Origin of the sequence: Nocardiopsis sp. Huas11 (assembly GCF_003634495.1) — a bacterium.
GTDB lineage: Bacteria > Actinomycetota > Actinomycetes > Streptosporangiales > Streptosporangiaceae > Nocardiopsis.
Genome location: NZ_RBKY01000001.1, coordinates 4,193,781 through 4,216,621, shown reverse-complemented (window position 1 = coordinate 4,216,621; position 22,841 = coordinate 4,193,781). Strand labels below are relative to the sequence as shown.

Sequence of the window (22,841 nt, the reverse complement as noted above, 5' to 3'; positions counted from 1 at the left end):
GTTAGGTGTCGCCCACCTGCGTGGGAGCCGTTCGCCGAATCCGCCGCCGAGGAAACGCGTCTCACGCAGTTGGCCAGGGGCAGCGCAGGACTGAGATGCGCGGGCCGGGCTCTCCACCAGACGCGGGTGGAGAGCCCGGCGTCGCTCTTCACCGGCGAACGCATGGTGTGCAGCGCTGGTGGTGGTCTGGGATCTCTGCGAACTGGCGCGCCGGTTGTGGGAGACCGTCACGTCCGATCTGGTCCGGTGGACCGATTTCTGACGACACACCCGTGCGTGCTGCCCTCGTCGGCTCAGGCGATCGCGACGGCGAAGGCGAGTTGGGCCACCGCGGCGATGCCGGAGACGATCGTGGCTCCCGCGACGACCGCGGGCAGAGCTCTCTTCCAGCTGGCCAAGATCTTCGCGCGCAACTCCCCCCATCCTCCCGACGACAGCATCAGCTTCGCCGTCTGCCACCGGTGCTGTTCGATGCGGCAGCCGGGGAGGAGACCGGAGGAGTTGTTGCGGCAACGGGTCCGGTCACGGTTCCAAGCACCGCACGGCAACGGCATCTGGAAACAGACGTAGAGAACGGAGACCGCCGAGGCAACGGCGATCCACATCGGCCCCACCTCGGGCAGGAACCATCCGAAAAGGGCGAACAGAATGACGGCCACACCCCAGTAGCGCGCCAGGCTCTTGGTGTTCTTCTTGGAAGCCATATCCGCCATCATCGACCGCGCGTTTCCGACCGACAAGGGAAATCCTTCCCGTGCCATTGACCGAACCAGGCCAGGTCGCTCAGGTGTGCAGACGCGACCGTTCGGGAACCTTGACCTCCCTCCTGGGCGACCAGCGCATGTCCTGATTCCCCACGACCGACTGCACCAGCTGACCATGACACGAATCCGTCTATCGCCCGACCTTATTTGATCACCACAAAACAACCAGCAACACCCATAATCGACTGAGCCATGACGAATCGTATCTAGATGTGGATTTCTCTCATTCCGGTGTGTTTTCCACATCGACCTCGGCGCCAGGACGGGAAACAGATCCTCGTGAGAGCGCCGGTGGCCTTGACGCGTCCCGCACCGTCGTGGGTGGGCGGAGCGGGCGCGGGATCGGTCCGGTTCTGAGTTGTCCACAGGCCCTCAGCGGGATCGGCGGGATTGACGGACTATGGAAGTGGAAGTCGTCACGCGACCGCTGTGAGGCACCTGTGATCATCACGTCCTTCCCCTTCGATCCCAACCGTTCCCGACTGGAGCGTTCGGCGCGCGAGCATGCCCGAGCGCTGGCCTTGGAGAGAGGCACGTTCGACGACGGGCCGGTCCCTGTGGACCGGCTGGTCGTGAACTACCTGCGCCACGCGTGCACCGACTACGACCGGGACCAGAGCGCGGTGCGGCATCGGGCGGCGTGTGAGGCCATCGCCCGCACGTTCCCGTGGCTGGCGCAGGAGTGCGATCGGCAGATCGCCAGACGAGCACAGGACGACGCCGCGGCGCAGGCCGCGCGGGAAGCGTGGGTCCAGGAGCAGGAGGCCGAGAGAGAACGCCGGCGTGCGGTGGTCGTGGATTCGCGCGAGGCGATCACGGCGTTGCGCGTGGGGCAGAAGGTGAGCTTCCCGTACAAGCGGCAGCGGTACACGGGCGTGGTCACCAAGCTGGGCCGCTCGCGGGTGGCGGTGGCCTACCGGATCGCCACGGGCCGGGACCGCGATCGTGTGCGGCTCGTCCACGCCTCACTCGTGCGGCCCGAGGACGATCCGTGACCCCGCCGTGGGAGTGCCGCGGGTTCAAGGCCCTGGTCCCTTGAGGGTGAGTGCCCTCGCCTTCGCCCTGTCGCACAGGACGGGGGTGCGGGCCTGCCCGGGTCGATCGGTGTGGACGTGGAGCCGGTTCCACGTGCGCGTCTTCCGTGTGAGCAGAGGGCGCGGGGCGGGCCCGGATGGCGTGCGGTGTCGGCTTCGTGCCCGGAACGGATTGCTCGGACTCCGGACAGGCGGGCACGGCCGTCGCTATCCTCCAAGACATGACGCAACACTCCGTAGCCGACAGTGTGACCGCCCCTCGGTCCCCGTCGCTCCCCCCTCTGCAGTTCCACAAGCCCGGCCAGGACCTGGCCGCGGCCATGGCGTGCACGCGCTGTAAGGAGCAGGGCATCTCCATCCCGCCCGGGTGGGGGCAGAAGAAGGCCGTTCGAGAGTCGCGTGAGGAGGCCGACCAGGAAACCGCCCCCAAGAAGCGTCGTACTCCCCCGTTCACGTTCCTGCAGTGGCAGCTGCTGCACCAGGTCTGGGACAAGGTGGTGGCCGACGGCGCCGGTGACGACCCCGACACCCGACTGCTCGCGCTGACGTGCGCGCTGCGCGGCGCGATCCGGGGGTATGCGAACCTCACCGCCCAGGACTTCCGCATTCTGCGTCTGGAGGATCCGCACGACTCGGTACGGCGGCTGGTCGCGCCGGGATGGTTGGAGACCACCCCGGAGGAGGCGGTCGAGGCCCAGGCCATGGCGCCGGCCCAGTGCGGGCTGCCCACCATCCAGGGCAACCCGTGGAACGTGGGCCAGGGCATCCGCTCGGGCGCCTCGGGCTGGGTGAGCCGTACGCTGTCGCACAAGAAGATGCGCAAGAAGCCCAACGGCATGCGGATGACCGCCGTCTACGTGGCCGCCCATGCCACACCCGAGGGCGACATCCGCGTGCCGGCGGACAAGGTCGTCGCGGCGGTCCGTATCTCCGGGACGGACGAACTCATGTCCCTGTTGGTGCGCTGGGAGGAACTGGGCTGGATCGAGGACTTCCGGATGACGGACGGCGACGTCGTCGCGCGTCTGACCGAGGCCACCCGTCCTTTGGCGCACGTGCCCGTTCCGCCGCCCACGCCCCCGATGACCGCGCCCGCCACCACTCCCCTGGATGTGCCGGTCCTCGATCGCGCGCGGGCGCTCGTGGAGGGCCGCGAGTCCGAGATCGCCGACTGGGTGGGCGCCTTCCGCGACGAGCACGGCCACGGGCCGAGCTGGGGCATGGTGTCCGAGCACTTCGGTTGGCCGCCGCGGGCGGCTCCCGACCACGAGGTCACGCAGGAGGCTCTGCGGATGTTGGAGGAGGGCGACTGGCTGACGGGCTTCGGTGTTCCGTTCGGGTTGCGACGGGGACCGGCGAAGGGCTGAGGTCCCGGGCGGGCCTCGGCCGGGTCCCGGGCGGATCCGGGGCACATCCCGAGCGGATTCGGGGCGCATCCCGGGCGGGTCCCGGGCGCATCCCGGGGCGACCTACGGCTCCACGTCCGCCGAGCGGGCCGTCTCCCCCGAAGCAACCGGTTCCCCCGGCTGCGCCGGGACTTCCCGCAGGGCCGTGTACAGGCGCCCCAGGGCGGCGACGACCGGTGGCGGACCGGCGTCCCAGTGCGGCAGCGGGTCATAGGCGACCGCCGGCGGGACCGGGGGCGGCGCGGAACCGGTCCAGAAGTCGGCGGCCGACTCCACCAGCGGGTCCAGGTCCACCGACAGCGGCCCCGGTTCCTCCGGATCCGTCTCGGCGGGGTCGCCGGAGTCGACCGCCAGGGCCGCGAGCACGTGGTCGTCGGCGCCCCGCCAGTTCAGCAGGGCGAGCGGATCGCGGTCGAAGGTCTCGGCCAGGGTGAACAGGACCGCGGCGACGTGTTTGCACGGGTCGCCGCGGTCCGGGCAGGTGCACCGGGTCCGCAGGTCGTGCAGGTGCTCGGGGAAGAGGTCGGCGCCGTGGGCGTCGAGGATGTCCTCGACGCCGGGGGCGGGTTCGCTCGCCAGGAGGGTCTCGCGCAGGTACGGGTCGGCGCCGAGCGCGCGCATGGCCCGCACGAGGACGTCGTGGGGCACGGTGGTCTGGTGGACGGTCACCGTGTACGGCCGTGATCCGCCCACGACGGCGCGCACCGCGCCCGGGGTGATCGTCGCCGCGGTGACCCGCCCCTGTCCCGCGTAGACGCGGCCACGCGCGAACCGCGTCCCGTCGCCGGTCTCGCGGAGCGGATCCAGGAAGCGCCGGCCCCAGCCGCGGTCGTCGGTCCAGTCGTAGGCGCTCATCCGGTGACCGCCTCGGGCGCGAGCCGGATGACCTCGCGCAGCTCCTCCACCCCGAGTTCGCTGAGCCACTGCTCGCCGCTGCCGACGACGCTGTCGCTGAGCTGCTTCTTGCGTTCGATCATCGCGTCGACGCGCTCCTCCAGAGTGCCCATGCAGATCATCTTGCGGACCTGGACGGTGCGCCACTGCCCGATGCGGTGGGCGCGGTCGGTGGCCTGGTCCTCCACGGCCGGGTTCCACCAGCGGTCGACGTGGACGACCTGGTTGGCCGCGGTGAGGTTGAGGCCGGTGCCGGCAGCTTTGAGGGAGAGCAGGAACACCGCGGGTTCGTCGGAGTCCTGGAAGCGTTCGACGAGTTCCTCGCGCCGACGCCGGGACACGCCCCCGTGCAGCCACAGCACCTCGGTGTCGAGCCGTTCGCGCAGGTAGGGGGCGAGCCGCTCCCCGAACTCGGTGTACTGGGTGAAGCACAGGGCCTTGTCGCCCTCGCCGACCATCTCGCCGAGCAGGTGTTCGAGCTGGGTGAGCTTGCCGGAGCGGCCGCGCAGGCGGGAGCCGTCGCCGAGGAGGTGGGCCGGGTGGTTGCACACCTGTTTGAGCCGGGTCATGGTCTTGAGGACCAGACCCTTGCGCTGGATGCCGGTCGCCTCGCGGACGCTGCGGGTCATCTCCTCGACGACGGCGCGGTACAGGGCGGCCTGCTCGGTGGTGAGCGTGCACCACACCTTCATCTCCTGCTTGTCGGGCAGGTCGGTGATGACGGCGGGGTCGGTCTTGAGCCGGCGCAGCAGGAAGGGCGCGGTGACCCGGCGCAGACGTGCGGTGGCGGCGCGGCCCTGTTCGCTGTCGGGGCGGGACTGGATGTGGGCGGCGATGCCGCTGGTGAAGGCTTCACGCGGTCCGAGCAGGCCGGGGTTGGCGAACTCCATGACGGACCACAGTTCACCGAGGTGGTTCTCCACGGGGGTGCCCGTGAGGGCGACGCGTCCGGTGGCGGGGATGGCGCGGACGGCCCTGGACTGTTCCGTGCGGGCGTTCTTGATCGCCTGCGCCTCGTCGCACACCACCCGGCGCCAGGTCTGGGCGGCGAGGTCGTCTTGATCGCGCCGGACGACCCCGTAGGTGGTGACGACGAGGTCGGTGGTCTCCAGGAGGGTGTGCAGGGCTTCGCCACGCGGGCGGGTGGTGCCGTGGTGGACGTGCACGCGGAGTTTGGGGGTGAAGCGTTCGGCCTCCTTGTGCCAGTTGCCGACGAGGGTGGTGGGACACACGAGGAGGGTCGGCGCGGGACGCGGCCCGTCGGTGCGTTCGTCGGCGAGCAGGGCCAGGAGCTGCACGGTCTTGCCCAGGCCCATGTCGTCGGCCAGGACGGCGCCAAGGCCGAGCCGGTCGAGGTAGCGCAGCCAGGCGGCGCCGCGGCGCTGGTAGGGGCGTAGGCGGGCGGTCAGGCCGGGAGGTTCGGTCATGGGCGCGAAGGCCTCCTCGGCCCGGCCTTGGAGGAGCGCGCCGAGGTCACCGTCGGCGTGGACGGCGGCCGTGGCGCCGAGGAGGGCGTCGGTGCCGGCGGGGTCGGTGGTGCCGGCGGGGTCGATGGTGGGGGCGCCCATGTGCAGGAGCATGCGCATGGCCTCCTCCACCGGGACCGTTCCGGTGCCGCGAGTGGCCGCCCACTCGGCGGCCCGGCGCAACCGCGCGGGATCCACGTGCACCCACTCGCCCCGCATCCGCACCAGCGGCGACTTCAGGCGCACGAGTGCGTCGAGTTCCTCGCGCGTCAGCTCCGTGCCGCCGATGGCGACCCGGTGGTCGAAGTCGACGAGGGCGCGGGTGAGGCCGCCGTCGGCGGCGGGGTCCGGGTGCGGGTGGTCGTCGGTGCGTTCGCTGAGCCGGACCGCCGTCCCGATCTCGGCCTTGCCGAGCCAGGTCGGGAGCAGGACCCGGAACCCGGCGCCTTCGAGGGCGGGGGCGCCGCGGGTGAGGAATCCGGGCACGTCCTCGAAGGGCAGGTCGAGGTGCGCGGGAGGGGTTTCGGCGCGCAGGCCGCCGAGGGCGGGGTGGATCCGGGCGGCGCGGTCGAGTTCGGTGGTGATGACGGCGGCGGCGTCGTGCGGCAGCCAGGGGATCTCGGTGTCGGCCAGGGCCTCGTCCAGGGGCAGCATGAGGGAGGGATCGCCGGTGGAGCGCACCCACACCTGGAGGCTCCAGTCCGGCTCGGGGTCGGGGTCCAGCTCGAAGCCGGAACCGGGGGCAGGCCCGGCCGGAACCCCCGGGGCGGTGGTGTGCGCCGACCGGGCCGGGAGAGCCCACCCGGCCTCGTCGGACACCGTTTCGTCCGTGAGATCGGCCCCGTCGACGGCCGGTCCGCCGAACAGGTCCGGTGGCGGCTCCACGAGGCGGAAGGCCAGGTGCAGTCCGCCGACGTGTTCCTCCACGCGGGTGGACCAGGCGCAGAGCGATCGGTCGAGGCGGGTGAGGCCCGCGGTGCCGGTCGTGGCGCACAGGCAGCCCTGGGCCGAGGTCAGTCCCTCCAGCCACAGGTGGTGGATCCCGTGCCCGGCGGGGACCTCCGCCCGGCGATCGGAGAGGCGTTCCCGGCAGAGCGCGTCGACCAGCACCCGGAGCCCGTGGAGGATGTCGGCGACGGTGGCCTCGCCCGTTCGCCGTGCGCTGGTCTGGGGCGCCTGGTGGGCGCGCACCGACGCGGGCAGGCTGCGCACGTACGCCCGCAGCCAGGCGGCGCCGTCCGGGGACAGCACCGGCCGCCACCGGGCGTGGACGGCGGGTCGGCCGCGAGGGGCCGACGGGCACTCGTCCTCCTCCACCAACTGGGGCACCACTCGTCCGCCGGTCGCGTACTGCTCGGCCGCGCGCAGCAGGACCGCCAGGGCGGTGAGCCCCGGCCCGGCCCACGTCGCGCCCTGGGCCAGGCGCAGGACCGCCACGGCCTGGGCGCCGTTCAGCCGTACGGTCGGCACGGTCCAGGGGCGCAGGACGGGGCCGTCCGAGTGTGTGTCCGGCTCGGCCCGCTCGGCCCGCTCTTCCGGCGCTTGCGGTGCTTCCTGAACTCCGCCGCCGCCCGACGCGGTGACTTCGTCGGGCTCGTCCGGTTCAGAGTTCTCGGGGCCGCTCGACTCTCCGGGCTCACCCGACGCCTCAGATCCGGCAGAATTCTGGGCCCCAAGGTCTTCCGACTCTCCGGTCCCGGCCGACGCATCAGTCGACTCGTGTGGACTCGGCGGCAGGTCCGGGCGGTCGTCGATACCGGGCAGTCGCAGGACGGCCGCCGCGACCTCCACTCCATCCGCGGGCAGACCGACGAGCGCCAGTACGTCGTCGACCGACAGAGCGAAGGGATGGAGGCGGGCCTCCAGGGCGGGGTGTTCTGGCGGGGCGTCCGGAGAAGAAGCGGCGTCGGGGGCGGTCGGGGCGGATTCCATGCCCCACAGCACGAGCCGGCCACCCGACCAGAAGCCTTCGACCAGGCGTCGTTGAGTCACGCCCTCCAGTGTGCCGACTCCGCGGCACCGCTGCGGTCGATCCCGGGTTTCCCGACGCTTTCCCACCCACCCGATCCCGTGTCCTCCCCCGAGAACCGCCCCTCCCCGACTTCGTGCCCGCGACCCCTGTAGCGTGCCCGGGTGCCGAACCACGCGATCCCGCACGCTCCGGGCCGCCACTCCCCCACCCCCATGCCCATGGCTGCCAGGCAGCGGGCCCCGCCCCTCCCCGCCCCTCCCCGGCCCGGCCCGCCCGGCGCGCTGAGAGACCCCCGCGCCTCCCTCCCGTCAGCGGACCCGTCGGACGGCGATGACGTTGTCCGTGACGGTCGCGGTCCGCCCCTCAGGGCCGGTCGCGACGCGCTGGGGCGCCTCGCTGCGCTCGACGTGCCAGTCGTCGTCCAGTCGTAGCGAGGAGACGACCTCGTCGGGGGTGGGGAAGCGGACGTTCTGGTCGGCCTGCCACGACCAGGGGGCCACCGAGGCGTGTTCGATCACGATCAGCTGCCCGCCGGGGGCCACCGCCCGGGCGGCCCGGCGGAGGACCTCCTCGCGGGAGAGGGTGACCGGGGTGTGGAAGTAGGTGGCGGTGACCAGGTCGTAGGTTCCCTCGGGGAAGGTCGCGGCGAGGTCGTGGCGCTCGGTGCGGAGCCGGTCGGTGACGCCGGTGGACGCGGCGCCCGCTGACACCCGGTCCAGAGCGGTCTGTGACACGTCGACGGCGGTGACCTCCCATCCCTGGTCGGCGAGCCAGAGCGCGTCGCCGCCGTGGCCGCAGCCCAGGTCCAGGGCTGTTCCCGGCGCGGGCGCCAGGTCGGCGAGCAGTCCGACCAGCACGGTGTTGGGTGTGGTGCCCCACCCGGCGTCCATGCCGGCGTAGTGGTGCTCCCAGAAGGTCGCGGAGTCGTTGGCGGTGTCCATGTGCGAGGCCTTTCCAGCGCGGATGGTGAGACGGTGACGGCGGCAGGGCCCTCGGCCCAGGAACGGCCAGGCCCGTGCTGAGCCGGGTCGAGGGCCTCTGGTACGACACTGCCCTTTCCCGTGCCGGAGTTGCAAAGTCTCATGCCGTTTCAGCATGCTGGCGGGTATGAGCACAGAGAAGCAGGACCAACTGGCCGCGGTCGGACCCCGGCTGCGGCAGCTGCGCCACCACCACGGCCTGACGCTGGCCGACCTGTCCCAGCGCACCGGGATCAACGAGAGCACGCTCTCCCGTCTGGAAGGGGGAGAGCGCAAACCGACCCTGGAGTTGCTGCTGCCGCTCGCCGAGGTCTACGCCGTGCCCCTGGACGAGCTGGTCGGCGCGCCCCGCACCGGGGACCCGCGCATCCACCTCAAGCCGGTCACCCGCGACGGCATGACCTTCGTGCCGCTCAGCCGGCCCGGCGGCGTCCAGGCCCACAAACTCCTCATCCCGCCCCGGCCCGAGGCCGAACCGCGGCTGAAGACCCACGAGGGCTTCGAATGGGTCTACGTGCTCGCCGGTCGGCTGCGCCTGCTGCTGGGTGAGGAGACCGTGGTCCTCAAGCCCGGAGAGGCCGCCGAGTTCGACACCCACGTGCCGCACTGGCTCGGTCCCGACGACGAGCGGACCGTGGAGCTCCTCGTTCTGTTCGGACGCCAGGGGGAACGGGCCCACCTCAGGGCGCGCACCACCTGAGACCGTCGCCCGGCGCGGGGCCCGTCCCGCTCGGCGGCCTCGGCGAACGTCCCCCGTCGCGGCACGCAGCGTGGCCGGCACGAGCCCCACCTCGATTTCTGTCCAACGCATCGGGTGAGGGCTAGGCTGCGGCGATGGACCGAGCAACCGACCGGCACGAGGCCGTCTCCCAGCCCACTGATCCGGCCCAGGCCAACGACTATGACGCCTTCGCCGAAGCGTACGCGGCGGAAAACGAGAACAGCGTCCAGAACGCCTACTACGAGCGGCCCGCGATGCTGGCTCTGGCCGGGGACGTGGCCGGCCGCCGGATCCTGGACGCCGGCTGTGGCGCCGGCCCCCTGTCCGCCGCTCTGCGCGAGCGCGGCGCCGACGTCACCGGCATCGACGCCAGAGCCGGGATGCTGGAGCTGGCCAGGCGGCGGCTCGGTGAGGACACGGACCTGCGGGTGGTCGACCTGAACGACCCCCTCCCCTTCGCCGACGGTGTGTTCGACGACGTGGTCGCGTCGTTGGTCCTGCACTACCTGCGGGACTGGGGACCGACGCTGGGCGAGATACGGCGCGTGCTCAGGCCCGGCGGCCGACTGATCGCTTCGGTGCAGCACCCGTTCGCGGACTACCTGATCCAGGACCCGCGGCCGGACTACTTCGCGACCACCGAATACTCCGACGAGTTCACGTTCGACGGGCGGCCCGCCGTGCTGACGTTCTGGCGCCGGCCGCTGCACGCGATGACCGATGCCTTCACCGCCGCCGGTTTCCGCCTCTCCGTCATCAGTGAGCCGCAGCCCGATCCGGCCGCCCGTGCGTTGTTCCCCGACGACTTCCATGGCCTGTCCACCCGATTGGGCTTCCTGTTCTTCGTCGTCGAAGCGCCCTAGACGGTCGCGGGCTCGAAGCGGAGGGCCCCGGTCCCGCCGAAGCCGTGCGACGAGGGGCGCTCACCGCACTGGCCACCACACGGAGGGAGGGAGACTGCCTACTCCGGAGCGACGGCACGGCGAACGCAGTCCCGCAACAGGTCACGGCGTTGGTCGTGCACGTGTGAGGGCTCCTCCGCCGTGGCGGCGTAGACGTTGCTCACCGGCGACCACGCCATGGACATGGCGATGACCATCGCCATCACGTCGAAGGGGTCGCCCTGCCTGACGCGCCCGGCGGCCTGAGCCTCGGCGATGGCACTGAGCTTGTGGTCGTCGTACTTCCCGTGCTCGGCGACGAGGTATCCGGCCGGGCGCCGCTCCAGGCGCGCCCAAGTCGCGAGCCGGATGAGATCGGGGCGGGCGAGGTACTCGTCGTAGAGGCGCACGGCCCAGTCGGCCAGGTCCTCGACGTCGATGGGGACGACATTGGTGATGCGCTCCAGCGAGGCGAAGAAGATCGCGTCGAAGAGCTTCTCCTTGTTGCCGAAGTAGCCGTAGAGCTGTGCCTTGTTGGTGCGGGCCGCGGCGATGATCCGCTCGATGCGGGCTCCGGCGATGCCGTACCGGGCGAACTCCTGCGTCGCGGCGTCGATGATCCGCTGGTGCGTCGCGGCTCCGCGCGCGCTCGATGGCTGGTCGGGCATGAGCACGACGCTACCAGACAGACCAGTCTGTTTGCATATGCGGACCGGGCGGCCTAGGGTCAAATAGACCGAACAGTCTGTCTTTGGAGAGAAATGCGCACGACCACCGGCTGGATGGCAGGCCCCGCGACACAGGTCCTGCGCCGCACGAGCCTCCAGCGCCGAGACCTACGCCCGGACGATGTCGCCGTGCGCGTGGACTACTGCGGCGTGTGCTTCACCGACCTGCACGCTCTGCACGCCCACCAGAGCAACGCCGACGGCATCCTGGTCCCGGGGCACGAGTTCACGGGCACGGTGAGCGAGATCGGCGGCGCGGTCACCGGCTTCGTCCCGGGCCAGTCCGTGGCCGTCGGCAACATCGTCGACTCGTGCGGAACCTGTGCCATGTGCCAGGCCGGTCAGGAGAACTTCTGCCACGACTTCCCGACCCTGACCTACGGCGGCGGCGACCGCCAGGACGGAGCGACCACCCTGGGCGGCTACTCCCGCGAATACGTCGTCCGTGAGAGGTTCGCCTATCCCCTGCCGGCGGGCCTGGACGCGGCCGGGGCGGCTCCGCTGCTCTGCGCCGGCGTCACCGTCTGGGAACCCCTGCGAGCCCTCGGTGTGGGTCCCGGCACCACCGTCGCCGTGGCCGGCCTGGGCGGCCTGGGGCACCTCGCCGTCAAACTGGCCTGCGCGCTCGGCGCCGACACCTCGGTCATCAGCCGCACGCCGGACAAGGCCGAGGAAGCACGCGCCCTCGGTGCTGACGGATTCGTGCTCTCCACCGACGCCGAGCAGATGGCAGCCGTCCGGAACCGGTTCGACGTGGTCATCGACACCATCTCCGCCCCTCATGATCTGGCTCCCTACCTGCACACGGTCGCCATGGACGGCACCCTCAGCCACCTCGGCCACCTCGGCCCGGTCACCGTCAACACCATCGACCTGCTCATCGGCCGCAAGAAGCTCAGCTCCGCCGGCAGTGGCGGTCGCGCGTCCACCGCCGCCATGCTGCTCTTCTGCGCCGAGCACGGCATCACCGCCGACATCGAACTGGTGCCGTCGGCCCAGGTGAACACGGTCCTCGAACGCCTGGAACGCAACGATGTCCGCTACCGCTTCGTGCTCGACATGTCCGACCTGGACTGACCGACCTGGACTGACCGGACCGCCGCAGACAGGCCGGGCACGCGCCGTCCTCCTCGCCCGCGATCGCCGAGAAACGATCGCCGGCAGGGCGGGCGGCGCTCCTATGCCCTGTTCGGGTGCCCGGCAGGACGTGGATCTCCAGCGCACCGCGGGGCACCGGGCCACGATGGCGACACAGGTCACCGTGGTACCCGCGGGCTCCGCCGCTACAATCCCAGGCAGCGTCGCGTGCCGGTGGCGGACGGATCGTCAGGCATGGAGGCGTCGTCTCGAAAGGTGGCTACGGCCATTCCCACCCCCATTGCACAACGGATCACGCTTGACCCCGCCGACGACCCCTTCGTCGGCCCCCGACCCGCCGTCCTCGTCCTCCCCGGCGGGCGCTTCCAGGAACTTCCCAAGCACGAGGGCGAAGGCTACGCCCGCTGGCTGTCCGGCCTCGGCCTCCACGCCTTCGTCCTGTCCTACCGACTGCTGCCGGACCGGTTCCCGGCCCCGCTCGAAGACGCCCGGGCCGCGTTGGACCACATTCGCCACGGCGACCACGGCCTCGACGTCGACCGGGTCGGCGTCATCGGATCGAGCGCGGGCGGCCAACTCGCCGGCCTGCTCATGACCGGCCGGGTGCTGTCCATCGAGGAGGGCGTCACCGACCCGCCCCGACCGGACTTCGCGATCCTGGCCTACGCACTGGCCGACCTCGACCTGCTGCCGCAGCCGGTGGTCGAGAACCTGCTCGGCGACCTGCTGCCCATCAGGGACGAGCTGTCCCCGGCCAAGCATGTGGACGCGTCGGTGTGCCCGACCTTCGTCTGGGCCACCGCTCAGGACCCGCCGGGCCTGCCCAACGCCCTGGAGTGGACCCGGGCGCCGGCGGCCGCCGCGGTACCGGTGGAGTTGCACGTCTACCCGGACGGCGGCCACGGCATCGGCTTGGCCGACGGCGTGGAACACGGCGGCGAGCAGCACGAGTTCATCGCGCGTGAGCCGCACACCGCGTCCTGGACCACCGCGTGCGCGGCCTGGATGCGACAGGAGGGCGTTCTTGTCGACTGAGCGCGTCACCGCCCTGGGCGGGGAACTGCGGCGGGTGCACGGCAAGCTGCGCGACGCGTTGGCGCTGGCACGGGCGGGGCTGGACGGCGGTGGCCGCCCCTCCGAGGCCGTCGACGACCTGCTGTTGTTCTGCCACGGGTTCTGCGCCGCCCTGTCCGGCCACCACCGCGCCGAGGACGGTTCGTTGTTCCCGGAACTGCTGCGGGCGCGGCCCGACCTGGCTCCGGTGGTCGCGAAGCTGACCCAGGACCACAACTTGATCGAGCACCTCATCGGTGGTTTGCGCAGGGCGGTGGCCGAGTCCACCGATCCTGAGGTGGCGCACAGCCACCTGGACGGGATCGAGGCGGTCATGGAGACGCACTTCACGTACGAGGAGCGGCAGCTGGGAGCGGTGCTGGACGGCATGGACGCCGACGTCGACCGCACCGAGATCTTCGGCCCGATCACCTGAGCCGCGCCCCGGTCGCCCCCGGGCGCGGCTCAGGTGCCCAGCAGGGCGTGAATCTCCATCTCCAGCGCCTTCTCCCTGCATTCGGCGGGTCCCTGCATGACCGGGCCGCCCGCCTCCGGTGAGCGCGGTTCCTCACCGCTGTCGCGGCCGAGCAGCGCCGCCCAGGCCGCGTCCGCCAGCGCGTCGGTCCCCCCGTCCCGGCACCACGCCGACAGGGCGCGCCCGAGCGGTGTGGGCGTCCCGTAGGCGACGAGACCGAGCCGCTCGGCCTCGTTCAGGGCCCGAAGGACGCGGTCGGTGGCGTCGGTGTCCGCGCCGATGAAGGGCTGGTGCCACTGCACGGTGTCCACCAGCCAGCGCTGCGCGCCGTGCGGCTCCCAGCCCAGGACCCGCCGGTACTGGGGGTTCTCCGACACCGCGCCCAGGCTCAGGCCCTCCGGAGCGTCCCCCAGGGCGAGCGCGAGCGCCCTGCGCACACCCGCCGCGCGCTTCCTGGGCAGCGGTTCCTCGGGCGAGGGCCACCACAGGGCCATGTCGGGTATCCGTGTCCACGCCTGCAGCAGCGCCGCGATCCGCGACTCGGGCGCCATGCCCTTCCAGGTGGCGGCCTGCGCGGACGGTCCGACCTCGCCGCTGCGCGCGCTGAGCAGCCCGGTGATCGCGCCCGCCTCCACCCACACCCGGATCACGTCGGGGTGGGTGCCGCCGGCCGTGAGCTCCTCGCGCAGCGCGGGGTGGTCCTGGACCCCCTCGCCCCCCAGGACCAGCGGCCACACCTCCAGGGCGGCCATCAGGTGGTCGTCGGCGTCCAGCAGCGCCACGAGCGCCTCCTGGGACCGGGCCGCCACCGCTCGCCCGCTGACCGCCTCTCCCCGTGCGGATCCCCGGTCGTACTCGCGGTCGGAGACCGGTCCCACCAGGACCGGCGGATCCGGGGAGAACGGTGCCGGGAAGCGTGCCCGCAGGACGAGGGCGACCTCGCGCGGGACCATGACGCCGTGGTCGCCGACCGGGACCATCAGGCCGCGTTCGGTCAGCCAGTCCACGTGCCGGTGCCCCGGGGCGGGCGCGCGGACGACCATGCTGTGCAGGGCGTGGAAGTGCGCGAAGCGCGCCGTCTCGTGGGGTGCCTCCTCCAGCAGGAGGCCGACCCGCGTCGCGTCGGTGAGCAGGGCCGTGATGTCGGCGGTCAGGACGTGGCGGTCTGCGTCGTCGTCCAGGCCCAGGACCTTGGCCATGCGGTGCAGGTCGCACGCGTCGAGCCCCTCGGCGACGGTACGCAGGTCCGGCGGGGTGCGCTCGGACCCGAACTGGGCGGCGAAGTCGTCGGCCAGGTGGAAGCCGTCGCGGCCGTCGGGCCACAGGATCGCCAGCTCCGCCAGCCGGTCGAGTTCGGCTTCGGCCCGCTGCCGGGCCCGGCCCGAGGGCCGCGCCCCGATCCGGTCCAGCACCTCCTCCAGCGCGACGGGCCCCAGTGCGGGTGTGCGCGTCCCCTCCTCCAGGGTCGGCTCCGGCCGTCTGAGCCCGTTGCGGTCCTCGGCGACGGTGGCGATCGCGTAGAGCAGCTGCTGTTGTGCCAGGTTGAGCCGCTCGACGACGGTCGGCCTGTAGGCCAAGATGGCGATCCGCTCCAGGACGGCGCTCCAGCAGTGCAGGTCGATCGCGGTGTCGGGCAGGGTCGCGACCAGACGCGCGACCCGTTCCGTCGACATGCTCCGCAGGTGGGCGTCCAGCGCTTCCACACGGTCCATGGGCACCACCCTAGGGCCGTCACCCCGGGTGCACAGCGCTTCGCGCGAACCTCCGCCCCGTCATGTCGCGCGGCCGGGCGCGCGGCGCCCCCGTCATGGCGCGTCCCTGGTCAACGGCGCCCGCGCGGGCTCCTCCTCGGGTGCGGCGGACGTGCCCCGCCAGGGGCCCGGGGACAGGGCCAGGCCCACCAGCGTGACGAGGACGGAGGCCACCACGTACCAGGCCACGGCCTGGGCGCTGCCGGACCACTGGAACAGCGCGATCGCCACGATGGGCGCGAGCGCGCCGCTGGGCACGCCCGCCACCTGGTAGCCCAGCCCGGTGCCGCTGTAGCGGACCCGGGGCGCGAAGAGTTCGGCGATGAAGGCGGCCTGGGGCCCGTACATGGCGGCCTCGAAGACGATCCCGCCCACCACGGCCGCGGTGATGATCCAGAACGTGCCGGTGTCCAGCAGCGGGAAGAACACGAACACCCACACACCGGACCCGATGGCGCCGAACGCGTACACGCGGCGCCGGCCCCACCGATCGGAGACGCGGCCGTAGAGGACCAGCAGCGGGAGCTGGACCGCCGAGGCGATCACCACGACCGTGAGTCCCACGCTCCGGTCCATGCCGAGCTGCGAGCCGAGGTAATGGAGCAGGTAGAAGGTGAAGACGTAGAACACCACGTCGCTGCCGATGCGGGCCAGGAAGGCCGATCCGAGCGCCCGGGGGTGGGTGCGCAGGACCTCCAGCAGCGGTGAGCGGGACGGGGTGCCCATCGCCTCGAACTCCGGGGACTCGGTGAGCCCGCGCCGGATCCACAGGCCCATCAGCGCGAGCCCGCCCGAGAGTAGGAACGGGATGCGCCAGCCCCACTCCAGGAAGGCCTCGTTCGGCAGCAGGACGGCGGCCAGCGCCAGCATGCCGGTGGAGAGGATGTTGCCGACGGGCACGCCGACCTGCACCCAGCTGGAGGTGACGCCCCGGCGCTCCCGCGAGCCGTGCTCCATCGCCATCAGGACGGCGCCGCCCCACTGCCCGCCCAGGCTCAACCCCTGGACCACGCGCAGCAGCACCAGCAGGACGGGCGCGACCACGCCGATGCTCGCGTAGCCGGGCAGCAACCCGATGAGGAACGTGGAGGTGCCCATGACCAGGAAGGTCGCCGCCAGGACGTCGCGGCGGCCGATCCGGTCGCCGAAGTGCCCGAACAGGATCGCGCCGACCGGCCGGGAGGCGAAGCCGACGCCGAAGCTGGCCAGCGACAGCAGCAGCCCGGTGGCCGGGTCGGAGTCGGGGAAGAACAGCGGCCCGAAGACGAACACGGCGGCCGTGCCGTAGAGGAAGTAGTCGTACCACTCCAGGGAGGTGCCGATCGAGCTGACGATGATCGCGCGGCGGGGGCCGCTGAACCATCGGCCCAGCCGGCCGCCCCGGAGGGTTCCGGTGTCGGTACTCATGGGTGTCCTCCGGTTCAGCGGTACTCGGCCAGGCGGGGTGCGGTGCCGACGACGACCACGACGGCGATCGACAGCATGGAGACGGGGATGAGGAATCCCAGGCCGCCGAGGGCGGCGTCTCCGGCGGCGACCGACGCGGTGAACGCGGCCGCGGCCTCCTCGGCGGGGGCCGGATCGTCCTGGTAGGGGGTGAGGGAGCCGGCGGCCGCGGCGCCGCCCGCGAGGGCGTCGGTGGCGTCTGCGGCTCCCAGGGTGTCCTCGGTCCGGACGGCGGCCTCCGCCGCGACCGGGGTCAGGCCGTCGGCGGTCATCCGCTCCAGAACCTCGGTCTGCGTGGCCATGACGGTGACGCCGGTGTAGGTGTAGATGGCCGTGACGGCGGTGGCCACGAGCAGGGCGGGGCTGAAGGTACGGCGGAAGCGCCGGGCCAGGAACACCTGGAGCCCGATGAGGGTGCCCAGGGCCGCGGCGCTGCCGAGGGCGACGGCGGTGCGCGCGGTGACGACCGTCTCGCGCGCCTCGCCCGTGCGGCGGACGGCGGTGTCGGTGGCCTCGGCGCCCACGGCCTCGGCCAGCGGTAGCACCTCCTCGCGCAGGTGGGCGGCGGCCTCGGTGCGGGCCGCGGCCACGTCGGCGGGGACCGCGCCCGCCGGGTAGGTGGCGGCCTCGGACAGGGCCAGGGCGCGACCGGCCAGTTCCCGGTAGCGGCCGTAGGCCTCGGCGAGGTCGGTCGCCTGCGCGGCGGTCCCGTGCGCGTCCTCCGGAGCGGCGTCGGGTGTGGCGGCGGGCGCCCGCGCCGGGTCCTGGGCCGCCGCTTCGCCCTCGATCGCCGCCGTGGCGGGATCGGTGGCCGCGTCCGTGGGTTCGGGGCGGCCTTCGATGTCGACGGCCAGGTCGTGGGCGCCCAGGAGCAGGTCGGCGGCGGATCGGCCGCTGTCCTGGTAGGCCTCCAGCGCGGCGGAGCGCTGGTCGGCGTGCGCCGGGTCGTCGCCGAGCAGGACGAGCGCCGCCAGGTGGGCGTCGGTCTCGGCGAGCGCGCGGGGCAGGTCGGCGGTGGTGATGATCCGGGGGCCGGTGTCCTGTCCGGTGTCGTCGATCGCGGACTGGGCGGCCCGGGTGCCCACGGCGAGCGCGCCGAAGGCCAGGACGAGCGCGGCGACGGTCATCGCGACCAGCAGGCGCAGGCGGCCCACCGTGGACGGGCCGCGGAGGCGGGGGCGCCGCTCGGGGGTGAGCAGCAGTGTGGGCGCCGGTGGCGCGAGGAGGCCGGCGGGGGCCGGGCCGGTCTGCGTCCCGGCGCCGGTGGGGTCGGCCCCGGTCCGGGTCGGGTCCGGTGGCTCCGCGTGCGCGGCGCCTGCCGGAGCAGGGCCGGTGGAGGCCGTCGCTCCCGTGGTGGCGGGGCCGCCCGTGGGCGCGGAGCCGGACGGGGGCCCGGGAGGCCGAACGCCGGCGTGGGCGGAGGTGGGCGCGTCCGCGACGAGCGCGACGGCCTCGGGGGCGGGAACGGAACCCGCCCCTGGGCCGGCGGAGCCTGCGCCCGGACCGGCGGAGGCCCCCGGGTGAGGGCTCGCGCTGCCCCCGGCGCTCCCCACCGCCCCCACGGAACCGGCGCTCGCACCCCTCCCGGTTCCGGGTTCGGCGCTCCTCGGGGTCCGGGCGGCCCCGGAGGGCCGGGGGACGGACAGGCCGCATTCCTCGCAGTAGTCGGTGTCCTCGGTCGGGTGCCCGTCGGGACAGATCGCCGTGACCATGGGGCCTACTCCCCTCTCCTCGGCGTCATCTCCCGCGTCGTCCGGTCCGTGCCGACGTCGAGGTTGAGCGTGTCGGCCCGGCTCATCCGCGAGCGCAGTCGGACGGTCCCCGTCACCGGGTCCTGGTCGACGACGCGCTCCAGGGCCGTGACCAGGTCGTCGCGCCCGCACTCCACGGCGAGCTCGCGGGCGCGGCCGAGCTTGGCCGTGGCCTCACGGGTCTGTCCCGTCTCCAGGGCGGCCAGGCCCTCGCGGATGAGGCCGTTCTGCTCCAGCTGCCCGGTGTAGTGCTCGACCTTGGGGTCCACCGCCGTGGCCAGCGCCAGGTCGGCGGTCCACTGCGCCAGGACGCGCCCCCGGGCCAGCTCCTGGCCCTCGCCCGAGGCGAGCATGACCTGTGCGACGCGGATCTCCGCGCCGGGCTGACGGGGCGGCACCCGGAACCAGAGCTGGTAGTCCCTGGTCTCCGATCCCCACGACCCGAGGGGGTACTCGTGGACCGGCCCGCCGCCCTCGCGCGCGGTCAGTTCGCGCTCGGTCGGATACACCTGGGCGACCTTGCGCACCCGCACCTGGCCGGGCGCCTTGACCAGCAGGGTCAGGTCGGCCATGCCCCGCTCCTGGGTCTGTTCGGCCTGGCGGCGGAAGAACCCGGGCAGGTCGTCGAGGTCCTCCACGAAGTGGCGGGTGCCCGAGAGCGCGGTGGTGATCCGGCGCAGCTGGTCGGGGCTCCAGTCCTCGCCGATGCCGACGCAGTCGCAGGTGAACAGCCCGGCGCACCTGCGCAGGACGGCGTCGGTCAGGGTGCCCTGCCCGTCGGTGAGGATCGTGGTGTGGCGGACCTCGTCGGGCGCCACGGCCCCCAGCAGCGCGGAGGCCAGCTCCAGCCAGGTCACCAGGTTGGTGCCGCCGTCGGCCCGCAGGGCCAGGATCGCCCCGCGGGCCGCCTCCCGGCTGGACGGGGTGGCCTCGGCCAGGGCGGCCGGCTGGCGGGGGTAGATCTGCTCGGCACGGCCGTTGCCCGCGACCACGGCGAACCGGCTGCCGTCGCGCAGGGCGTCCACGGCCGCCACGGCGGCCTCACGGGCGCGGGCGATCTTGTCGCCGTTCATGGAGTAGGAGCGGTCGATGACGATGACCTGCGCCGGGGAGGACGCGGCCGCCGCCGGCGCGTCGACGGTGACCGTGGCGATGGCGTGCACGTCCTGGGCGCCTTCGGGCAGACAGGGGTTCTGATGGACCTCCAAACGGCTGAGGGGTGGGGGCGGGGCGGTGGACATACGTCTCCTTGGGGGTGGACAGACGGGAGGAGTCCTCAGGTCAGGCTGCGGGGCCGGACCGCGTTGGCCCGGTCGACGAGCAGCCTGCGCCCGGGGCCGCGCGGCTGGGTGCGGGCCAGTTCCCGGTAGCGGCGGTCCAGGTCGGTGCGCAGGGCGTGGGGGGTGGCGGAGGCGCCGAGCAGGTCGACCTCCGGAAGGACCCCGCCCCGCGCCAGACGGCTCAGGGCCGCTTCCAGCAGGTCGGCGGCGAGGGCACGGCCGACGGCTCCGCCCTGGTCGGGCAGGGCGGCCAGGCGATGGGCGGCGGCCGTGATGGCGGCGCCGGTCGGCGCCGCCTCGGCCGCGGGGCGAGGGGGCCGCTGTCCGGGACCGGGTTCGTCCTCACCGCGCAGGGCGTGGGCGACCAGGGCGAGCTGGGCCGCGGTGTGGAAGGCCGAGGAGACCGGCACCTGGTCCAGCACCTCGACTCTGTCGCGGCGTGTGCGCGCGTAGCCGAAGGCGGCGCCGGTCCAGGAGTGGTCGGTGCTCCAGACGATGCGGTACCACCGGGCCGCCTCCTCGGTCCGACCGGCGCACTCCAGGGCCAGGGCCAGGGCGAGTTTGGGCGCGGCCTCCCCCGGCAGGTGCGAGACCAGGTCGTCGAAGCACGCGGCCGCCCGCTCGGCGTCGCCGGACGCCAGGTGGCCGACGGCCGTGTACCAGTCCACGCGCCAGTCGCCGGGCAGGCGGGCGGCGGCCTCGGCCAGGGCGGCGGCGGTGCCGGGGTGGGCGGACTGGGCGAGGATCCGGCAGCGCGCCAGCAGCCCTTCGGGGGTGGGCGGGAGCGCGTCCAGCAGGGCGAGCATCTGCTCGGAGGTGGGCATCACCAGGCCGGTCAGGGCGGCGGCCGCCGGGTCGGCCGGGTCGGCGGCGGGCAGGGGCAGGCACGCGGCGGCGAGCGCGGGGGCGAGGGGGTCGAAGAGCCGGGTGGCGGAGGCGGCGAGCTCGGAGCCGGCGACGTTGCGCTCGGGGCCGAAGAGCGTGGAGGGCGCGGGGTAGGGAATGCCGTCCTGGAACGCGCGGATCTCACGGAGGACCCCGGTGAGCTGGTCGGCCATCTCGGTGGCGTTGGCGAAGCGCTCGGCCGGCTCTGTGGCGGTGGCACGGCGCAGGAGCCGGTGGAGCGCCTCGTACTCGGGTGCGTCGGTCCCGGGCAGGGGGTTGTCGACCAGGACGCCGTTCTCGCGGCGGGTGAGGCGGAAGGGAAAGCACAGGACGGCCAGGGTGCGCCCGACGGTGTACAGGTCGGTGCCGGCCGTGGCGATCTCGGCGAACTCCGGTGCGGAGTAACCGCGGGTGCCGTACTTGGGGCTGGCGCTGTCGTCCATGAGCCGGACGCCGCCGAGGTCGATGAGCTTGAGCCGGTGCTCGACCTGGACCACGTTGGCGGGTTTGAGGTCGCAGAACAGCATGCCCTGGGAGTGCAGGTGGTCCAGGGCCCGCAGGATCTCCAGGGTGTAGGGGATGGCCTGGCGCGGCGGCAGGCCCTCACCCGTGGCCTCCAGGTGCTCGCGCAGCATCTTCTGCAGTGAGCCGCCGCCGATGTACTCCATCACCAGGTACCGGTGCTCGGCCCCGGTGGCGGTGTCGGTGTGCTGCACGAAGTTGATGATCTTGACGATGTTGGGGTGGTCCACCGAGATGAGGAACCGCCGTTCGGCCTCGGCGGCCTCCTGGGCGTACTCGTCGGAGGAGTCGAGCAGGCCCTTGAGGACGACCCACTGACCGTCGAGGTTCTGGTCGGCGGCCAGGTAGATCCAGCCCATGCCGCCGTAGGCGATCGCGCCCTCGATCCGGTACTGCCCGGCGACGAGGTCACCGGGTCGCAGGGTGGGCACGAACGAGTAGGGGTTGCCGTCGTCGGGGCAGAACCCGCTCTGGCGTCCGGGCCGACCGTTCTTGGACCGGCCGACCGGTGCGTGGCAGGTGCCGCAGAAGCGGCGCTCCTCGGGCACCTCCGGGTCGCGCATGACGACGTCGGCGGGGTCCTGGTACGGAATCGGCGGGAGTTCGCTCAGGCCTTCGCCCAGGACGCCGACGGAGGAGCGGCCCCGGCCGCCGGTCGCACCGGTGCCGGTGGAGGCGGGGCCGTAGGCGGAGCTGGGCCGGGACATCGGGTCGCCCGGGAACGCCGACGCGGCCCCGGAGGCGGGCGCCGGCGGCGGTGTTCCGGGTGTGCCGGACGAGGAGAGGGGGGCGGCGGGTCCCGGTACGGCGGAGGGGTGACCGGGCGCGGGGCCGGGGGCAGGGGAACCGGATGCGGGCGCGGCCCCGGAGACTGGTGGGCCGAGCGCGGACACGGCCCCGGGAGCGGGGTGGCCGGATGCGGAGACGGCACCGGGGACACCGGACGCGGCCGGGGGCGTGCTCGGAGTCAGCGCCCCCAGGCCGCACACTCCGCAGTAGCCCTCGTCGTCGATCGTCCCGGCGCACACGGGGTCCGCGCAGGCGGCCCCTGGTCCGCTCTCGTTCATGGTTCACCCGTGCCCGTGGTCGGTAGGTCGTCGTGCGCCGCAGAACCGGCGCCGCTGGGGGTTTCCGCCTTACGAAACCGCCTTGTTCCCTCGGTGGCGGAGAGCATGCGCGTCGCGTCTGGCCGAATCTGGCCACATACGCAACACTCACACCATTCGCCACACAGGCACCGTCAGCACAGTCGGCACGGTCGACACTGCTGTCAGGCGCCTCGAGAAGTAGGCGCGCCGGTACCCAAGGGACACGGCCTAGTCGACCTTCCGAGGGCGGCCCGCTGCTCGCCAGGCGAGGACCGCCCACGCCCCCAGGCCGAGCCCGACACCTGCCAGTCCGAGGGTCAGGATCCATTCGTTGGAGCCCTCCGGCCCATAGACCCGGTTGGCGGACCCGATGTCCACGGCCGCTGTCACCTGTCCGATCTCGCAGGTCTGACGATCGCGGCCGTAGAGGTAGACCTGCTCGTGGACGGGGCCGCCCCCGTCGGGCTCGAACACGCCGTAGCAGGTACAGGACTCGTGTCCGGGGTGCTGGACGCAGTCCACGTGGGAGGCGGTGAACGAACCGGGGGCGCCGTCCGCCCGAGCCGCCCTCAGGCTCCGGTCCAGGCCCGAGACCGCCGCCCAGACCAGGAGGACGGCCAGGACCAGTGCCACCGCGGGGAAGGCC

18 protein-coding genes are annotated in these 22,841 nt (G+C 73.0%); 7 read left to right on the top strand and 11 right to left on the bottom strand.

Annotation, left to right across the window (positions count from 1 at the left end):
• Positions 1-293: 293 nt before the first annotated feature.
• Positions 294-704, bottom strand: coding sequence for a hypothetical protein (locus DFP74_RS19170; protein ID WP_121188366.1), 411 nt, complete (start codon positions 702-704; stop codon positions 294-296).
• 500 nt (positions 705-1,204) lie between these two features.
• On the opposite strand from DFP74_RS19170, the gene DFP74_RS19165 reads away from it, so the two are divergent.
• Together DFP74_RS19165 and DFP74_RS19160 are read left to right on the top strand one after the other, a co-directional pair.
• Entirely contained in the window at positions 1,205-1,759 is a 555-nt protein-coding gene (locus DFP74_RS19165) for a hypothetical protein (RefSeq protein ID WP_121183394.1), read from the top strand.
• A gap of 260 nt (positions 1,760-2,019) precedes the next feature.
• Positions 2,020-3,165, top strand: a complete 1,146-nt coding sequence (locus DFP74_RS19160) for a hypothetical protein (protein WP_121183392.1) — start codon at positions 2,020-2,022, stop codon at positions 3,163-3,165.
• Between the two features lie 102 nt (positions 3,166-3,267).
• On the opposite strand, the gene DFP74_RS19155 is transcribed toward DFP74_RS19160, so the two are convergent.
• The 3 genes from DFP74_RS19155 to DFP74_RS19145 form a co-directional block, all read right to left on the bottom strand.
• Positions 3,268-4,059, bottom strand: coding sequence for an SWIM zinc finger family protein (locus tag DFP74_RS19155; RefSeq protein ID WP_121183390.1), 792 nt, complete (start codon positions 4,057-4,059; stop codon positions 3,268-3,270).
• Positions 4,056-7,556, bottom strand: coding sequence for an SNF2-related protein (locus DFP74_RS34425; RefSeq protein WP_233571035.1), 3,501 nt, complete (start codon positions 7,554-7,556; stop codon positions 4,056-4,058). The genes DFP74_RS19155 and DFP74_RS34425 overlap by 4 nt, the downstream gene beginning before the upstream one ends.
• Positions 7,557-7,844: 288 nt before the next feature.
• Positions 7,845-8,477, bottom strand: a complete 633-nt coding sequence (locus DFP74_RS19145) for a bifunctional 2-polyprenyl-6-hydroxyphenol methylase/3-demethylubiquinol 3-O-methyltransferase UbiG (protein ID WP_121183389.1) — start codon at positions 8,475-8,477, stop codon at positions 7,845-7,847.
• Positions 8,478-8,643: 166 nt separating this feature from the next.
• Between DFP74_RS19145 and DFP74_RS19140 the strand changes: the two genes are divergently transcribed.
• Both DFP74_RS19140 and DFP74_RS19135 read left to right on the top strand, forming a co-directional pair.
• Positions 8,644-9,216, top strand: coding sequence for a helix-turn-helix domain-containing protein (locus tag DFP74_RS19140; RefSeq protein ID WP_121188364.1), 573 nt, complete (start codon positions 8,644-8,646; stop codon positions 9,214-9,216).
• Positions 9,217-9,350: 134 nt separating this feature from the next.
• On the top strand, positions 9,351-10,100 hold the full coding sequence (locus DFP74_RS19135) for a class I SAM-dependent methyltransferase (RefSeq protein WP_121183387.1): 750 nt from the start codon (positions 9,351-9,353) through the stop codon (positions 10,098-10,100).
• 98 nt (positions 10,101-10,198) lie between these two features.
• Here the strand turns inward: DFP74_RS19135 and DFP74_RS19130 are convergent, their stop codons facing one another.
• A complete protein-coding gene (locus tag DFP74_RS19130; RefSeq protein ID WP_121188363.1) occupies positions 10,199-10,786 on the bottom strand; it encodes a TetR/AcrR family transcriptional regulator in 588 nt (195 codons plus the stop codon).
• A gap of 93 nt (positions 10,787-10,879) precedes the next feature.
• On the opposite strand from DFP74_RS19130, the gene DFP74_RS19125 reads away from it, so the two are divergent.
• From DFP74_RS19125 to DFP74_RS19115, 3 genes are all read left to right on the top strand, one after another.
• The gene (locus tag DFP74_RS19125; protein ID WP_121183385.1) at positions 10,880-11,923 is read left to right on the top strand and encodes an NAD(P)-dependent alcohol dehydrogenase; all 1,044 of its coding nucleotides are present in this window, start codon (positions 10,880-10,882) and stop codon (positions 11,921-11,923) included.
• Positions 11,924-12,199: 276 nt separating this feature from the next.
• Positions 12,200-12,979, top strand: a complete 780-nt coding sequence (locus DFP74_RS19120; protein WP_233571034.1) for an alpha/beta hydrolase — start codon at positions 12,200-12,202, stop codon at positions 12,977-12,979.
• Positions 12,969-13,433: a hemerythrin domain-containing protein gene (locus DFP74_RS19115; RefSeq protein WP_121183381.1), complete on the top strand. Its 465-nt coding sequence runs from the start codon at positions 12,969-12,971 to the stop codon at positions 13,431-13,433. Before DFP74_RS19120 ends, DFP74_RS19115 begins: the two co-directional genes overlap by 11 nt.
• Before the next feature lie 29 nt (positions 13,434-13,462).
• On the opposite strand, the gene DFP74_RS19110 is transcribed toward DFP74_RS19115, so the two are convergent.
• From DFP74_RS19110 to DFP74_RS19085, 6 genes are all read right to left on the bottom strand, one after another.
• Positions 13,463-15,184, bottom strand: a complete 1,722-nt coding sequence (locus DFP74_RS19110) for a hypothetical protein (protein ID WP_121183379.1) — start codon at positions 15,182-15,184, stop codon at positions 13,463-13,465.
• Between the two features lie 93 nt (positions 15,185-15,277).
• Positions 15,278-16,630: an MFS transporter gene (locus DFP74_RS19105; RefSeq protein WP_121183377.1), complete on the bottom strand. Its 1,353-nt coding sequence runs from the start codon at positions 16,628-16,630 to the stop codon at positions 15,278-15,280.
• A 14-nt stretch (positions 16,631-16,644) separates the two neighbouring features.
• Entirely contained in the window at positions 16,645-18,381 is a 1,737-nt protein-coding gene (locus DFP74_RS19100; protein WP_121183375.1) for a hypothetical protein, read from the bottom strand.
• Positions 18,382-18,386: 5 nt separating this feature from the next.
• On the bottom strand, positions 18,387-19,661 hold the full coding sequence (locus tag DFP74_RS19095; RefSeq protein ID WP_121183373.1) for a VWA domain-containing protein: 1,275 nt from the start codon (positions 19,659-19,661) through the stop codon (positions 18,387-18,389).
• Between the two features lie 35 nt (positions 19,662-19,696).
• Positions 19,697-21,814, bottom strand: coding sequence for a serine/threonine-protein kinase (locus DFP74_RS19090; protein WP_233571033.1), 2,118 nt, complete (start codon positions 21,812-21,814; stop codon positions 19,697-19,699).
• A 609-nt stretch (positions 21,815-22,423) separates the two neighbouring features.
• The gene (locus tag DFP74_RS19085) at positions 22,424-22,828 is read right to left on the bottom strand and encodes a hypothetical protein (protein WP_121183369.1); all 405 of its coding nucleotides are present in this window, start codon (positions 22,826-22,828) and stop codon (positions 22,424-22,426) included.
• Positions 22,829-22,841 lie beyond the last annotated feature (13 nt).